Raw genomic sequence first — 14,904 nt, forward strand, 5'->3', positions numbered from 1 at the left:
AAAAGTTTTGCATTATACCTAAGTAGATATTAATGGTAGTTTAAAAAAATAAAAAGAGAAGAGTTACTTCTCTTTTAAATATTAGTCTTTTTTAGGAGTTACAAGAAGATTTACGTATCTACCTTCAAGTTTTGGTTCTTTGTCCATAACAGCAATGTTTTCAACCATAGCCCAAACTCTATTTAGAACTTCAACACCAGCTTCAGGATTTGCCATCTCTCTACCTTTTAGAAAAACTCTAAACTTAACATGATTTCCATCTTCTAAAAATTCAATTGCATGTTTTACTTTGTAATTTATATCATTTTCAGCAATTTTTACAGATAATTTTATCTCTTTAACAACAATAACTTTCTGATTCTTTTTAGCTTCTTTTTTCTTTTTCTCTTGTTGATATTTGAATTTACTATAATCCATAATCTTAGCAACAGGTGGTTTTGCATCAGGTGCTATAAGAACCAAATCAAGACCAGCTTCATCTGCAAGAGAAAGTGCTTGTGCAGTTGTAATTATTCCATAATTCTCTCCATCATCACTTGTACATCTTAATTCTTTTGCTGTAATATCTTCATTCATAATTACATCTGATTTTCTATTGTCTCTACTCAAATTTTACTTCCTTTTAGTATATTTATTAAATTCTGCAAAAATTCATCTTTGCTTAAATTTGATTGCTCTCTTTTTCTTCTATCTCTTAGAGCCACAGTTTTATTTGCAAGCTCTTCATCACCAAGAATAACAAGCATTGGAACTCTTTGTTTCTCTGCCATTCTTATTCTTTTATTTAAACTCTCATTCATATCATAAATTGATGAGTCTAAATCATTTTCAATTAACTCTTTTTGTAACTCTTTAGCATAAGCAACATGTGGCTCAGCTATTGGTATAAAAATAACTTGTGTTGGAGCAATTGCAAATGGAAACTCTCCAGCACAGTGTTCAGTTAAAATTCCTATAAATCTTTCAAATGAACCTAAAATTGCTCTATGAATCATCACAGGTTGTTCTTTTTCACCTTTTTCATTTATATAAGATATATTAAATCTTGAAGGTAAATTCATATCAATTTGAACAGTTCCGCATTGCCATTTTCTTCCAATTGCATCAAGAATTTTGATATCAATTTTTGGACCATAAAATGCTCCACCACCTTCATCTATTCCATAAGATATATTTTTTTCATCTAAAGCATTCATAATAGCTTTTGTAGTTGTTTCCCAAAAAATATCATCACCAATTGCTTTTTCTGGTTTTGTTGATACTTCAATTTCATATTTGAAATCAAATAGCTTTAAAAGAGAATCAACAAATTCTAAAACCTCAAAAATAACATCTTTTATCTGATTTTGTGTACAAAAAATATGTGCATCATCTTGAGTAAACTCTCTTACTCTAAATAATCCATGCATAGCTCCACTTAATTCATGTCTATGTACAACTCCATATTCAAAGAATTTTTTTGGAAGTTCTTTGTATGAAACTAAATCATTATCAAAGATTTGAATATGACCAACACAGTTCATTGGTTTTATTCCATACTCTTGCTCATCAATAGTTGTAAAATACATATTCTCTTTGTAATTTGCATAGTGTCCTGAAGTTCTCCACATATCAGCTTTTAAAATTTCTGGACCACGAACAGGCTCATAACCTCTAACTCTATGAGCTTTATATAAAAGATGTTCTAATTTACTTCTAAGTCTTGCACCATTTGGAAGCCAAAGTGGAAGACCAGCTCCTACTTCATCATTAAATGTAAATAATTCTAACTCTGTTCCTAATTTTCTATGATCTCTTTTTTTAGCTTCTTCAAGCATCGTAATATAATCATTCAAAGCTTTTTTATCAAAAAATGAAATTCCATAAATTCTTGTAATCATTTCATTCTTTTCATCGCCTCCAAGATAAGCTCCAGCTACTCTTGTAAGTTTGAAACTTCTTATCATTCTTGTATTTGGTAAATGTGGACCTCTACATAAATCTTCAAAATCACCTTGTTTATAAACAGTTATTACTTCATCTTTAATATTTTTTAAAACAGCTTGTTTTAGCTCATCATTTTTGAATTTCTCATAAAACTCTTCTCTTGAAGTTTCATGTCTTGTAATTGGAAGTTTCCTATCTGCAAGCTCTTTCATCTTTTTTTCAATTTTTGGTAAATCTTCATCTGAGATTTTATTATTTACCTTAAAATCGTAATAAAATCCTTCATTCACAACAGGACCAACAAAGAATTTTGCTTCAGGATATAGTTCTTTGATAGCTTGAGCCATAAGATGAGCAGTTGAATGTCTTAAAATCTCTAAAGATTCGTTTGAGTCGTCAGCTTTTATTGTATCTCCTACAATATTTAAAGCTTCTGCAGTTTGAAGGTCGAAAATTTGACCATCATTTAAAATACCAATTGGTTCCAAAAAATTCCTTTTATCTATGTTTAAAATTTAAAATGCAACTATTTTATCTTAAAAAGCCTTAATCTAAAAAAACATAGAGATATTTAATAAAAATAAGTTACAATTTGGAATGATTTTAAATATTTCAAAAATAAAAACCGAAGCACTTCTACTATTTTGTAGGGATTTAATAAATTCATATAAAGATTCAAAAAGTAATCTAGGACTTGATGATTTACTTGAAGAAGAGTTTAAAACAATAAATAGTGATATATATAAACAGTTAAATAACCTTTTGCAAGATTCAAGCTTTTATATAAAGAATCAAAACTCATTTAGAGTAAAAGCTATATTAAAATCTTATAATTTTATAAATAGAAGCATCTCAAAATCTTTACAAAAAGATGAATCTTTTAATCCTTCAATGCTATTATTCTCACTTTTAGCACTTTGGTTTAAAGAACTTAATAAAGAAGCAGATAGTAAAGAGTACATATATTTTATACTCTATCCATATTCAAATGTTTATGATAAGTTTTTATTAAAAATAAAAAATAGTGATTTTAGAAATATGAATATAAAGATGATTGATATTGCTGAAAGAACAATAGAAAACTATGAAAACTTTTCACTATAAAAGAGTATTCACTCATTTATAGTAAATTTTGATTAACAAGCTGGAACATTTCCTGAATCACTAGCAAATTCAATAGAAAAATCCATTACACTATTTAGTAAGTTTGGTTTAACAGAACCTTCAACATAGTTTGGACAAAACTTCATTATTTCAGCTTCAGCTTTTCCATCAGCTTTTATTTGTCTCCACTCATCTTGAGTGTGCTTTAGAGCAAATATTGCACCATCCATACCACAAGGCTCTTTTAAAAATTTAATAAAAACTTTTTGACCTCTTGAAGCATCTGCCATAAGTGAAGTTGAAGTGATTGCTAAAGCTAAAAAAGAAGCCAACAATAAGTTTAATAATTTCATATAATTCTCCTAAATAAAATTTGGGTACAATTATAGCTATTTGATATAAAAATAGTCTGAAAATTATAATAAAAAATTAATAAAAGAGAATGAAAAATGAGATACTTTTTGCTTAAAAATATAGTTGAATATCTGCTTGTAAAAGCCCAATTTATAAAGATTATAAGAAGAATTGATAACAATATTATTATAATAGAATTTAATAATTCAAATATCATATATTTTGATTTAACAAAATCAAACTCAATGATATTTAAATCTAAAGAAAAACTAGCTTCAAAAAAAGAGTTTCAAGCACCCTTTGATGTAGTTTTACAAAAAAGATTTACAAATGCGAAAATAGAGAATATATTTTTATTAAATGATGATAAAGTAATAAGATTTATTACAAACTCTTCAAACTCTTATAAAAAAGAGATTTCTATTTTGCAGTTGGAATTTACAGGTAAATATACAAATATTCTAATACTAGATGAAAATGAGATTGTGCTTGAAGCCTTAAGACATATTGATGAGAATTCATCTTTTAGAGTTGTTAAAGTTGGAGTAAAACTTCTTCCTCTTCCAAAAAAAGATATTGTTTTTAAAGAAGAAAAAGTAGATGATATAGAAGAATTTTTATATAATATTTATGAAAATAAAGAGGAAAACAACTTTGAACTTATTAAAAAACAAAAACTTAATATTGTAGAAAAAGATATACAAAAAATAGAAAATATTTTGAAGAAACTTCCAAAAAAAGATGAATTGGAGCTTGAGGCAAAAGAGATTTATGAAAAAGCAAATTTAATTTTGGCAAATCTTCATAATATTAAACCTTATCAAAACGAGATATTAGTTTTAAACAGTGAAAATATAGAGATTAAAATAGAACTTGAAAACTCAAAAAATCCAAGTATTTACACAAATAAACTTTTTAAAAATGCAAAAAGAGCAAAACAAAAAGCAAATAATATAAAAATAGAGAAAGATAATCTTGAAGATAAATTACTTTTCGCAAATAAATTAAAATTAAATATTGAAAATTCAAATAGTATTGAAGAGTGTGAGTTTTTACTTCCTAAAAAAGATAAAAATCAAACAAAAACAAAGAAAGAGAAAAATTATGAAAGTTTTTTCTTTGAAGGTTTTAAAATAATGCTTGGAAGCAATGAAAGAGAAAATATTTATCTACTTGAAAACTCAAAAGCAAGTGATTTTTGGTTTCATTTAAAAGATAGACCATCTTGTCATGTAATTGTACAAAATAGTAAAAAAACTATTCCAAATAGTCTTATAGAAAAAGCTGCTAAGCTGTGTGTTGAGTTTAGTGTTGATAGCAAAGGTGTTTTTGAAGTCGATTATACACAAAGAAGAAATGTAAAAATACAACATGGTGCAAATGTATTATATAATCCTTATAATACTATTGTTGTAAAGATATAGATTTTAAGGGATAAAGTAGTAATAAAAACCAAATTTTAGACTATCTTGATTTTTCTCTAAGTCATTATTTAGATATTTTAAATTTAATGCAAAATCTTTATTTAGTTTCAAAGTATAAAAAGCTTCAAAGCTATTTCTTTCAAAACCTTTATCAAATTTTGCATAACGATAATCTAGACCAAATTTGGTATTTTTAAAATAGTTACTAACTATTCCAACTCTTGTACCAGCTGAATAAAACTGTTCTTTAGATGTAAAAAATGAGTTTAAATCAAGTAAAATATATGCAAAAGTAGAATCTAAACCAAAACTAGTACCAAAGCTAGGATTTATTTTAAAAGAGTCATCATTGTTAAAATCAAATTTTTCATAAGCAGTATTTATAGTCCAAGAGAGTGATTTAAAAAGTTGATCTCTTGGAGAGAAAGATTCTATATTCAAAAGAGTTATTTTATCGATTTTTATATCTTCATTTTTCTCTTTTTTTAGTTTTAATTCAAAGAAATCTATATATGCACCTTGTAAATAACCATCTTCAACATCATAAATATCATGATAAGCTGGTTTTATAGTAAATTCAAAATTATCATTTGAATCATAGAAAAGCCCAACTCTTGAAGAATTATGAGAGTATATAGGATTTGTTGGAGCTTTTATATCAAAATCAGAAGAGATTGGATAAGAGCTCCTCTCTTTTAAGGTATTTAGATAATTCTTTACATATTTATTTTTTTCTGTACCTTTTTCACTTCTTAAATATTGAGTATAAGCAATTTTAAGATCTAGATATGCTATTTTGTCTTCTTGGCTTAAACTATCTTCAAGTGTTTTGTCTTTTTTTATAAAATCATTTATAAACTTTTTATTTTCTATTTTTTCATTCAAAAGATATTTCATTTTTTTCATTGTTGAGTATCTATATTTTGAATCATCAATTAAATTTTCTTTATCTAAAAGTTTTATTGTATCAAGAGGAATAGTTTTGAAAGTAAAATGATTTGTTAGCTCTAAATTAGGTCTGGCTACTTCAAATAACCATAAAAGTGAATATGAGCAATTTTCTTTAAAAAAGAAATAATCAGCATATGAATCTTTTAATTCCCAAGAGTGTAAAATTAATCTATCTATTTCATCTTTTTTTAAATTTAAATCATATTCCCAAACATCTCTTTGTTCTATATTATTATATGTTTTTAATTTTTCATAGTAAGGTTGAATGGTATATTTACCTTCATATCCACCAAAAATACCTTTAGTAGCAAAAATCAAACCATTTTTTTCATTTGTTTCAGCTGCATAATTTAAAGCATAAGATAATAAAGGAGAATCTTTTTGCGATGAAATTTTTAGAAAAGTATGTCCATACATTGAAGCAGGAGAGTTAATATGAGAAGCTGGAAATACAAGGCTTATAAAATTTGCATTTAGAGTTTTTTTATACTCTTCTAATTCACTACATTCATATTTTTTAATAATATTATCTAAATTAGGAATACTATTTTTAAGAAAATCTACTCTTAATGGAAACCTACATAAAATATTATCTGTTCCGTTTTCTAGGGCTTTTAGAGTTTCAATTAACTCATCTTTCAAATCATATTTACCATTTTTGGAAATAAAAAAATTACTAGAATCTATTTCACTGCTAGATGATTTATAATGAAACAGTTTTTTAAAATAACTATCTTCATATAATTTCTTTTCAATAGCTAAATTGTAAATATCATTTGAAAATAATGGAGATAAAAAAAAGCAACAAAAGAGAAAACTCTTTGTTACTTTTTTAGAAAGATTACATAAGTTTTGCAATAGTATCAATAACTTCAGCAGAACTTACATTTTCATTTGAATAAATTTCTGAAAAATTAGCTTGTAATTTTGCAAAAAATGCATCGTTGTTTTCAACATTCATTAAATTTGCAACAGTTAATAAAGTTTCACCATTTCCTGATGAAATATCCATTGCTAATTCATCCATGTTTTCATTTACAAATCTGTTTAATTTGTCATTTGATGCAAAACTTTTTGGTTGTTCACAGTCAAAAGTTCCACTTGTAATAGCAAAAGTTTGACTTGCTGAGCCATTAGTAGTTATTGCCAATACTTGAGATACTGTTGTGCTTTGGTCTTTAATTACTGTATTACCTAGACCACAACCAGTATTTGGATGCTTTGCATACAATGAACTTGTAATTAAAAACAAAGATATTGATAAAAATATTTTTTTCATATTGGATCCTTTTTAAAATATAAGATTAACTTTAAAATAAATAAATATTAAATTTTCAGAGTGAAAAACTTAGAGAGTATTAACTTTATAATTAATACTCTCATAGTTTGTAAATTAAGACTTTAATTTAGATTTATATAATTCAAATTCTTCTTTTGAAACATATTTAGTTTCAAAATCTTTTAGCTCATTATTATAAGTCGAAATTATATAGTTTGAAGGTAAACTAGAAACTAAATTTTGATCAATTAATGGAGTTCCTTCAACAACATAAGTAGTTTTTCCAAAAATAAGTGGTATATAAAAACTAGTAAAAGAAACAACACCATCAGCAAGAGCTACTGCTCCTGGAACTTTTTCTATGGCATTATCTATAGCTTGTTTTAAGTGAGTAGTACCAGTTGGAAATATAATAATCATATAAGCTGGATCCTCACCTCGAACTCTTTCTGAAGCTCTTTTTAATGATTTAGAATTTAAATCTACATTTTTTGTAGAAATAACAGTAAAATCTGTAACCCTTTGTGTACAACCTGTAATAAAAGTGATTGTAATTAACGATAAAAATAAAACTTTAAAAGTTTTTAACATAATATTCTCCTCTATAAAAATAAATTTGATTATATATAAAAAATATACTTTAGTCCATTATTATTTCAAGAAGATAGATAAATAAATAATTTATGAGTAGAATATACACAATAAAGAATATTATTCTTCTATATCAATTATAAAGCAATAATTTTAATAAATATATTAGAATAAAAGTTAAATTTGTGTAATATATACACATTTTATTTTAAGGTAACAAAATGTTAGAACTTATTGGAAACTTATCTTTAAGAGTCAAAACAGGAATAGCACTTATTGCTTTTGTGCTTATTTTAGGAATTATTGATTCATATTTTATTTTTTGGCTATTTTTTGGAGTAGCTTTAATCATTGCTGTTAGTGAATCAAAAACTTTATACAAACTAGAAGACAAAAGTATTTATGTTTATATAGTGTTACTTTGGGTTGCAGTTTATTTTTATCCAAGTCCAGTTGATCTTATATTCATTGTAGCTATGGGATATGCTTCTCAACTTGCATATAAAAGAAAACTAGATAAAAAAATGGTTTTACCACTATTTTATCCTACTGCATCTTTTGTATTTTTGATGGCACTTTATAGTGAATATGGAGTTGGAGCACTTTTTTGGCTTTTAATAATAGTTGCAGCTACTGATACAGGAGCATATTTTGCAGGAAAAAATTTTGGTAAAACGAAATTTTGTGAAACAAGTCCAAATAAGACTTTAGAAGGTGTTTTTGGAGGTATGCTTTTAGCTGTTATTTTAGGTGCTTTAACTTCAATTGATGATATTGGATTTATTGCTTCAATTATTATTGCAGCTATTGTATCTTTATCTTCAGTTTTTGGAGATTTATTTGAAAGTTATCTAAAAAGAGAAGCTGGAGTAAAAGATAGTGGAAATATTTTACCAGGACATGGTGGAATTTTAGATAGAGTTGATGGATATTTATTTGGTGCAGTTGTGATGCTTGTTCTTCTTAGGGTAGTTATTTGATAATACTTGGAAGTACAGGTTCTATTGGTGTAAATACTTTAGAAGTTGCAAAAAAATACAGCTTAGATATTGAAGTTTTAGTAGCTGGAAGAAATATAGAACTTTTGAATAAGCAGATAAAAGAGCATAATCCTAAAAAAGTGATAATTGCTTTTAAAGAAGATTTACACAAAGTAAATCACAAAAATGTAAGTTTTGGAGAAGATGCAATTTTAAGAGCTATTGAAAATAGCTCTTCAAATATTGTTGTAAATGCACTTGTTGGATTTTTAGGATTAAAACCAACTTTAAAAGCAATAGAGTGTAATAAAAAATTATGTCTAGCAAATAAAGAGTCACTTGTTGTTGCAGGAAAATTTATAGATAAAACAAATTTAAGAGCAATAGATAGTGAGCATTTTGCACTTTGGTATTTATATCAAAATAAAAAAATAGATTCTATGATAATAACTGCAAGTGGAGGTTCTTTTAGAGATTATCCAATTGAAAACTTAAAGAATGTATCTGTAAAAGAAGCACTTAATCATCCAAATTGGAAGATGGGAAATAAAATTACAATAGATAGTGCAACAATGACAAATAAGATGTTTGAACTTCTTGAAGCAGCTTGGCTTTTTGATACAAAAAAACTTGATGCAATAATAGAACCAAAATCAATGATTCATGCTTTTATAAACTTTACAGATGGAAGTACAACAGCTCATATTGCAAATACTTCAATGCAACTTCCAATAGCTTATGCAATTTTAGATAAAGTTGAAGATGAGATTTTAAAGCCAGTAGATTTACTTGAAGTTTCATCTTTAAACTTTTTAAAAATAGAAAAAGATAGATATCCAATTTGGCAAATAAAAGATGAAATTCTTTCTAATCCTGATTTAGGAGTTGTTTTAAACTCTGCAAATGAAATAGCTGTTTCTAAATTTTTAAATAGTGAGATTGGTTTTTTAGATATTTCAAAAATAACTTTAAATGCTATTGAAAAATTTTCTTCTTTAAAAGCTACAAATATAGAGGATGTTTTTTTAATAGATAAAGAAGTAAGAGCTTATTTTGGGAATTGATATGTTAATTCCTTTTGGAATTTTAATAATAATAACAATCTATTTAATATATAGTAGAACAAAATTTGAAAAAGATATTGTAAATATTTATGAAGAGAAATTTGAAGAGTGGAAAAAACATAATCCTTCAAAAGAGAATGAAATAGAGAAAAAAGAGCTAGTTGGACTTATTTTTAAAGAGAAATATAAACTATCTTGTGAATTACTTGAAGAGGGTTTAGAAGATAGAATAAAAAGTGCTAAATTTGATATTAAATATATAAAAAGAGAGAATTAAAATGAGCAGAAAAAGAGTTTTGATTTTACATGGACTAAATGGAAGTGATTTTCCACATTGGCAAGCACATCTTGCAAGTGATCTAATAAAAGATAACTATGTTGTATCTTTTCCTTTATTACCAAATAAAAATAGTCCAAATTTAAATGAGTGGAAAGAGTTTATAAAAGATGAGATAAAACATTTTAAGCCACAAATCGTAGTTTGTCACTCTTTAGCAAATATCTTATGGTTTCATATTTGCGAGGAACTTGATATTAGTTTAGATAAATTAATGCTTGTTGCCCCTGTTAGAAATAAAGAATTAGAAGAGGCAAAAAGCTTTTTCCCCTATCCTGTACCAAAAAATTTAAAATCAAAAGAAGCAATAATTGCAGCATCTACAAATGATCCTTTTATGAGCATAGAAGAAGCTATAAATTTGCAAAGTAAATTAAATATTGGTATGAAAATTATGGAAAATGCTGGACATATAAATACAAGTGCTGGATTTGGAAAACTTGACTGTGCTTTAGACTGGGTGAAAAGAGAAGAAGTTTGTGAAGAGAATTCACAAAATATATAGGAAGATAAATGATTTTAGCAATTGAATCATCTTGTGATGATAGTTCAATATCAATTACAAAGATAGATAGTTTAGACTTAGTTTTTCATAAAAAGATATCTCAAGAATTAGAACATAGTTTTTATGGAGGAGTTGTTCCAGAACTTGCAGCAAGACTTCATATAGAAGCATTGCCTAAGATATTTGAAGAGTGTAAAGAGTATTTAAAAGATATAAAAGCAGTTGCTGTTACAAATGCTCCTGGACTTAGTGTAACACTAACAGAAGGAGTTGCTATGGCAAAAGCTATAAGTATAGCTTTAAATCTTCCTTTAATAGCTGTAAATCATCTAAAAGGTCATATATATTCACTTTTTATTGAAAAAGAAGAGTGTTTTCCTATAACAATTCTTTTAGTTTCAGGAGGACATACTCAAATAATTGAGGCTAATAATTTAAATAGTATGAAAACAGTCGCTAGAACTTTAGATGATAGTTTTGGAGAGAGTTTTGATAAAGTTGCAAAAATGATGAATTTGTCATATCCTGGTGGTCCAATAATTGAGGAAAAAGCAAAAAAAGGAAATGAAAATAGATTTTCTTTTCCTATTCCACTTTCTCAAAGTCCAAATATTGAATTTAGTTATTCTGGCTTAAAAAATGCAGTTAGAGTCGAAATAGAAAAGATAAAAGAAGAAAAAAATGAACTTAGTGAAGATGATATTTGTGATATAGCAGCAAGTTTTCAAAAAGCAGCAACAAAACATATTTTACAAAAATTAAATAAATTATTTAAAAAATCAGCACCAAAAACTTTTGCAATAGTTGGAGGAGCAAGTGCAAATATATATCTAAGAGAGAATATAGAGGAACTTTGTGCAAAATATGATACAAAACTACTTTTAAGTTCATTAAAATATTGTTCAGATAATGCAGCAATGATTGGAAGAGTTGCTATAGAACAATATAAAATAAAAGATTTTATAAATTTAGAAGAACTTGATATAAAAACAAGAGTAAAGGAGCTTTAAAATGAGTTTAGCAGATCTTTTAGCAAAAAATATTGGCTCAAAACTTGAAATAAGTAGCTTTGATACACAAAAAGAGGATAGAAAAAATAAAAATATAGAAAAGAGTTTAATTTTACCAAAAAATGAACATAGATTAGTTTTTTTATATGAGAAAAGAAATGGCAAACCAGTTACTATTATTGGTAGATTTCAATTAGAAGAGAATGAAAAAAAAGAGGTTTTAAAACTTTTAAAATCAAAACTTGCTTGTGGAGGAGCAATAAAAGATGAATATATAGAACTTCAAGGTGATTTAAAAGATAAAGCTAGATTAATTCTAGAAAGCAGTTCTTGGAAGTTTAAAAACAAATGAAAACTACTATTGTAAAAACAACTTGTAATAAGCTAAAAGAAGCAAAGAATTTATCAAAAATACTATTAGATAAAAAACTAGCAGCATGTATTCAAATAGAAAAAATAGTTTCATTATATAATTGGCAAGATAAACTTTATGAAGAGGATGAATTTTTGTTAAATATAAAAACAAGAAAAGATTTGTTTAAAAAAGTTAGAAAAACTATTATAAAAAATCACTCATATAAAGTGCCCCAAGTTACCGAGCTAGAGATAAGTAATATAAGTAAAGAATATTTTAATTATATATTAGAAAATACGAAAAAGATAAAAAGTTAAGAAAAAACCTAAAAACACTTGACAAAAGATAAATTATATAATATAATTCCGTCCACTTTTTGAGATAAAAGGTGCGTGTCGGGGCGTAGCGCAGTCTGGTTAGCGCACCTGGTTTGGGACCAGGGGGCCGGAGGTTCGAATCCTCTCGCCCCGACCATTTTTTTAATAAATATGGTAGGTATAGCTCAGTTGGTTAGAGCATCGGGTTGTGGTTCCGAGGGCCGTGGGTTCAAGTCCCATTATCTACCCCATTCTTTTTTTATGCTTCCATAGCTCAGCTGGATAGAGCAACGCCCTTCTAAGGCGTAGGCCGTACGTTCGAATCGTACTGGGAGTACCATTTATGTATATTGTGCGGATGTGGTGAAATTGGTATACACGCTAGACTTAGGATCTAGTGCCTCACGGTGTGGAAGTTCGAGTCTTCTCATCCGCACCATATAACCCCTACAAGCCCCATAAAATCGAACTCTCTAAATACTTTTTATATAATAAAAGAGAAAAAATCATAAAATTGAACCAAATGTTGAACCCGTGGTTGAACCAAAAAAGGTTAAATCATTATGAGTTATATAATAAAACATAGAGAACAATATTACTATAAGTGAAAAATACCACAAACAAGAAAAAACTTTACAATAACTTTAAAAACAGATTCCTACAAAGAAGCTAAGTTTATAACAAGTATAATCAACCCAAAAGTAGAGGAGATGGTTATAAAAATGAATTGGGAAGAAAATGTTAAGTATATAAAAGAGCTGATAGGTAAATATGTAGAAAAAGCAAAACAAGATTATAGTGAGCAAAGAATAGCTAGAGAACAAAGATGGGAATATATAACAGAAGATAATATCTTACGAAGTGGAAGCCATCCAAAAGCAATCGATAAGGCAATAAAAAATATGGTAGATGTAGTTCATTCATCTAATCAAGATTTAAAAATTGAAAAATATAATGAAATTATTAAAAAATCAAAAATGGAAGATGAATTTAGAAAAGCAGAAACTAGATTTAAAAATGATACAAATCTTCAAAATTTCCTGATTGATGATACCTTAAAAGCAGAAATAGAGTTACTGCATTTAGACAAACAAGATAATGAAACAAGAATTAAAAAGACAAACGAAAAAGAAAAAATGATTGAACTACTTAGCCAAGCATATCTAAAACAAATTGAGATGGAAGAGAAAAGGCAACAAGAAATAACAACAATCTACAAAGAAAATCCATTAATGGCAAAATACAAAACATACACAGCTAAAGAACTTGTAGAGATGTTTAAAACTCAAAAACAAAGAGAAGGAATTAAAGAACTTCACAGATATGTTAAGCCTTTAGATATTTTTTTACAACTTACGGGCGATAAAGAGTATCTAATCGATATAACAGCAGAAGAGATGTTAAATTTTGTATATGATTTTCAAGATATGCCAAACGAAAATGCTAAAGGTGTTAAACCAAAAATAAGAGGAAAAGAGGGGCAATATAAAGAATGGATAAGAATTACAAGAGAAGAAAATTTAACTAGAGTTAATTCCACGACAACTAAAAATAAGCTAATAGGGATTAATGCTTTTTTAGAATATTGTGTTAATTTAGAGTATTTAGATAAAAATAGATTAAATCATTCACAAGTTAAATTTGCTAGACAGAATAGGAGAAAAGATTTTAAAAACGAACAGCTAGAGGCTTTATTTACTAGTAGATGGTATAAGGAAGAATTGGAAGAGAATCTAGAAAATAATCCATCAAAAGTTTGGATGCCTTTGATTTTATTACATTGTGGAGCAAGAACAAACGAAATAGCACAAGTGAAATTAAAACAAATTGTAAAGCGAGATAATGTTTTAGTATTTGATATAAAAGAAGAAGATAGCGACCAAAAATTAAAAAATTATGCTTCTAAGCGAAAAATACCTATACCTCAAATTATTTTAGATTATGGATTTGAAGAGTTTTTAAAACAACAAAAAGCAAAAGGGGTAGATAGATTATTCGATGATTTATATTTTACTGCTAAAAAAGGCTACGGACAATCTTTTGGAAAAGTTTTTAATAAATATAAAAGAGAATGGCTAAGTATTGAAACATTACAAAAAATCTTAAATAGAGAAATCTTGTTAGATTTACACAGTTTTAGGCATAGCTTAGCTAGTGCTATGAGAAAAGGAAGAGTTAGTGAAGAACATATTAGTGTAATTTTAGGGCATGAACTAAATCAAACTCAACAATACGGAAAACAATCTTATGAATTTTTAAAAGAAGAGCTAGATAAAGCTAGTTATGATTTAGATAGTTTAGAAGATTTAAAAGCTAGGATACAAAATTTTTATAAAAAAGATTAATGAGTTTTTATTTTCTTGTTTTTGTTAAGTGTTAGAGATATATTTTTTCTTCTTAAAAGCTTAAAAACTTTTAAGATTTTCAAAAGGAAATAATATATCACACTTCCTCAAGAAACAAAAGAAAATGTCCATACTCTTCTTTTTCTTTATCATTTAGATGTGTGAACATTTCTTTAATATGATGAGTTTCAAATCTTCTCATCTCTCTTTCTTCTTTTAGTTCTTCTTTTAATTCTTTAAGATGAGATTCTAAAACATTAATCTCATTTTGATAAAAATCTATTCTTCTTTGTTGCATTGTTTTTTTTTCCATTGTAAAACTCCCTCCTATTATTTTTATATTTTTAAGCTTAAATTAAGTA

The 14,904-nt window shown here is 26.7% G+C and carries 17 protein-coding genes and 4 tRNA genes; 14 read left to right on the top strand and 7 right to left on the bottom strand.

Annotated elements, in window-relative coordinates; translation table 11 throughout:
* Window positions 1-81: 81 nt before the first annotated feature.
* Together infC and thrS are read right to left on the bottom strand one after the other, a co-directional pair.
* Window positions 82-576, bottom strand: coding sequence for a translation initiation factor IF-3 (infC, locus tag ATH_RS00840; RefSeq protein WP_171017858.1), 495 nt, complete (start codon window positions 574-576; stop codon window positions 82-84).
* Window positions 577-605: 29 nt separating this feature from the next.
* On the bottom strand, window positions 606-2,414 hold the full coding sequence (gene thrS, locus ATH_RS00845; RefSeq protein WP_083190913.1) for a threonine--tRNA ligase: 1,809 nt from the start codon (window positions 2,412-2,414) through the stop codon (window positions 606-608).
* Between the two features lie 109 nt (window positions 2,415-2,523).
* Between thrS and ATH_RS00850 the strand changes: the two genes are divergently transcribed.
* Window positions 2,524-3,030: a hypothetical protein gene (locus tag ATH_RS00850; protein WP_066182444.1), complete on the top strand. Its 507-nt coding sequence runs from the start codon at window positions 2,524-2,526 to the stop codon at window positions 3,028-3,030.
* Window positions 3,031-3,062: 32 nt separating this feature from the next.
* On the opposite strand, the gene ATH_RS00855 is transcribed toward ATH_RS00850, so the two are convergent.
* Entirely contained in the window at window positions 3,063-3,383 is a 321-nt protein-coding gene (locus ATH_RS00855; protein WP_066182446.1) for a cytochrome C, read from the bottom strand.
* A 96-nt stretch (window positions 3,384-3,479) separates the two neighbouring features.
* Between ATH_RS00855 and ATH_RS00860 the strand changes: the two genes are divergently transcribed.
* A complete protein-coding gene (locus ATH_RS00860; protein WP_066182449.1) occupies window positions 3,480-4,808 on the top strand; it encodes an NFACT RNA binding domain-containing protein in 1,329 nt (442 codons plus the stop codon).
* Between the two features lie 3 nt (window positions 4,809-4,811).
* On the opposite strand, the gene ATH_RS00865 is transcribed toward ATH_RS00860, so the two are convergent.
* The 3 genes from ATH_RS00865 to ATH_RS00875 all read right to left on the bottom strand — a co-directional run bounded on the left by ATH_RS00865 (window position 4,812) and on the right by ATH_RS00875 (window position 7,629).
* Window positions 4,812-6,617: an Lnb N-terminal periplasmic domain-containing protein gene (locus ATH_RS00865; RefSeq protein ID WP_066390005.1), complete on the bottom strand. Its 1,806-nt coding sequence runs from the start codon at window positions 6,615-6,617 to the stop codon at window positions 4,812-4,814.
* On the bottom strand, window positions 6,601-7,038 hold the full coding sequence (locus ATH_RS00870) for a DUF3015 family protein (RefSeq protein WP_066390004.1): 438 nt from the start codon (window positions 7,036-7,038) through the stop codon (window positions 6,601-6,603). The genes ATH_RS00865 and ATH_RS00870 overlap by 17 nt, the downstream gene beginning before the upstream one ends.
* A gap of 114 nt (window positions 7,039-7,152) precedes the next feature.
* The gene (locus ATH_RS00875; RefSeq protein WP_066176048.1) at window positions 7,153-7,629 is read right to left on the bottom strand and encodes a hypothetical protein; all 477 of its coding nucleotides are present in this window, start codon (window positions 7,627-7,629) and stop codon (window positions 7,153-7,155) included.
* A gap of 221 nt (window positions 7,630-7,850) precedes the next feature.
* Between ATH_RS00875 and ATH_RS00880 the strand changes: the two genes are divergently transcribed.
* The 12 genes from ATH_RS00880 (at window position 7,851) to ATH_RS00935 (ending at window position 14,542) form a co-directional block, all read left to right on the top strand.
* Window positions 7,851-8,609: a phosphatidate cytidylyltransferase gene (locus tag ATH_RS00880; protein ID WP_066390003.1), complete on the top strand. Its 759-nt coding sequence runs from the start codon at window positions 7,851-7,853 to the stop codon at window positions 8,607-8,609.
* Window positions 8,606-9,673 (top strand): 1-deoxy-D-xylulose-5-phosphate reductoisomerase, encoded by a 1,068-nt coding sequence (gene dxr / locus ATH_RS00885; protein ID WP_066182461.1) that lies wholly within the window; start codon window positions 8,606-8,608, stop codon window positions 9,671-9,673. The genes ATH_RS00880 and dxr overlap by 4 nt, the downstream gene beginning before the upstream one ends.
* Window positions 9,663-9,950, top strand: a complete 288-nt coding sequence (locus ATH_RS00890) for a hypothetical protein (RefSeq protein ID WP_066176039.1) — start codon at window positions 9,663-9,665, stop codon at window positions 9,948-9,950. The genes dxr and ATH_RS00890 overlap by 11 nt, the downstream gene beginning before the upstream one ends.
* A gap of 1 nt (window position 9,951) precedes the next feature.
* A complete protein-coding gene (locus ATH_RS00895; protein WP_066182463.1) occupies window positions 9,952-10,515 on the top strand; it encodes an RBBP9/YdeN family alpha/beta hydrolase in 564 nt (187 codons plus the stop codon).
* 8 nt (window positions 10,516-10,523) lie between these two features.
* On the top strand, window positions 10,524-11,525 hold the full coding sequence (tsaD, locus tag ATH_RS00900; protein WP_066176032.1) for a tRNA (adenosine(37)-N6)-threonylcarbamoyltransferase complex transferase subunit TsaD: 1,002 nt from the start codon (window positions 10,524-10,526) through the stop codon (window positions 11,523-11,525).
* Between the two features lies 1 nt (window position 11,526).
* Complete coding sequence (locus ATH_RS00905) at window positions 11,527-11,877, top strand: translation initiation factor (RefSeq protein ID WP_066182466.1); 351 nt, start codon at window positions 11,527-11,529, stop codon at window positions 11,875-11,877.
* A complete protein-coding gene (cutA, locus tag ATH_RS00910; protein ID WP_066182469.1) occupies window positions 11,874-12,197 on the top strand; it encodes a divalent-cation tolerance protein CutA in 324 nt (107 codons plus the stop codon). The genes ATH_RS00905 and cutA overlap by 4 nt, the downstream gene beginning before the upstream one ends.
* Before the next feature lie 79 nt (window positions 12,198-12,276).
* Window positions 12,277-12,354, top strand: a tRNA-Pro gene (locus ATH_RS00915).
* Between the two features lie 17 nt (window positions 12,355-12,371).
* Window positions 12,372-12,448 (top strand) — tRNA-His (locus ATH_RS00920).
* A 12-nt stretch (window positions 12,449-12,460) separates the two neighbouring features.
* Window positions 12,461-12,537: transfer RNA gene (locus ATH_RS00925), tRNA-Arg, on the top strand.
* A 14-nt stretch (window positions 12,538-12,551) separates the two neighbouring features.
* Window positions 12,552-12,636: transfer RNA gene (locus ATH_RS00930), tRNA-Leu, on the top strand.
* A 283-nt stretch (window positions 12,637-12,919) separates the two neighbouring features.
* Entirely contained in the window at window positions 12,920-14,542 is a 1,623-nt protein-coding gene (locus ATH_RS00935) for a site-specific integrase (RefSeq protein ID WP_170167566.1), read from the top strand.
* 97 nt (window positions 14,543-14,639) lie between these two features.
* On the opposite strand, the gene ATH_RS00940 is transcribed toward ATH_RS00935, so the two are convergent.
* On the bottom strand, window positions 14,640-14,855 hold the full coding sequence (locus ATH_RS00940) for a hypothetical protein (protein WP_066170351.1): 216 nt from the start codon (window positions 14,853-14,855) through the stop codon (window positions 14,640-14,642).
* Window positions 14,856-14,904: the final 49 nt, after the last annotated feature.

This window comes from Aliarcobacter thereius LMG 24486, assembly GCF_004214815.1.
Lineage (GTDB): Bacteria > Campylobacterota > Campylobacteria > Campylobacterales > Arcobacteraceae > Aliarcobacter > Aliarcobacter thereius.

Coding starts and splice junctions, on each gene's coding strand:
- ATH_RS00870 (WP_066390004.1), bottom strand. CDS start 7,038: ATGAAAAAAATATTTTTATCAATATCTTTGTTTTTAATTACAAGTTCA.
- ATH_RS00880 (WP_066390003.1), top strand. CDS start 7,851: ATGTTAGAACTTATTGGAAACTTATCTTTAAGAGTCAAAACAGGAATA.
- ATH_RS00935 (WP_170167566.1), top strand. CDS start 12,920: ATGAATTGGGAAGAAAATGTTAAGTATATAAAAGAGCTGATAGGTAAA.
- ATH_RS00940 (WP_066170351.1), bottom strand. CDS start 14,855: ATGGAAAAAAAAACAATGCAACAAAGAAGAATAGATTTTTATCAAAAT.
- ATH_RS00905 (WP_066182466.1), top strand. CDS start 11,527: ATGAGTTTAGCAGATCTTTTAGCAAAAAATATTGGCTCAAAACTTGAA.
- ATH_RS00850 (WP_066182444.1), top strand. CDS start 2,524: ATGATTTTAAATATTTCAAAAATAAAAACCGAAGCACTTCTACTATTT.
- ATH_RS00895 (WP_066182463.1), top strand. CDS start 9,952: ATGAGCAGAAAAAGAGTTTTGATTTTACATGGACTAAATGGAAGTGAT.
- infC (WP_171017858.1), bottom strand. CDS start 576: ATGAATGAAGATATTACAGCAAAAGAATTAAGATGTACAAGTGATGAT.
- ATH_RS00875 (WP_066176048.1), bottom strand. CDS start 7,629: ATGTTAAAAACTTTTAAAGTTTTATTTTTATCGTTAATTACAATCACT.
- ATH_RS00855 (WP_066182446.1), bottom strand. CDS start 3,383: ATGAAATTATTAAACTTATTGTTGGCTTCTTTTTTAGCTTTAGCAATC.
- tsaD (WP_066176032.1), top strand. CDS start 10,524: ATGATTTTAGCAATTGAATCATCTTGTGATGATAGTTCAATATCAATT.
- cutA (WP_066182469.1), top strand. CDS start 11,874: ATGAAAACTACTATTGTAAAAACAACTTGTAATAAGCTAAAAGAAGCA.
- ATH_RS00860 (WP_066182449.1), top strand. CDS start 3,480: ATGAGATACTTTTTGCTTAAAAATATAGTTGAATATCTGCTTGTAAAA.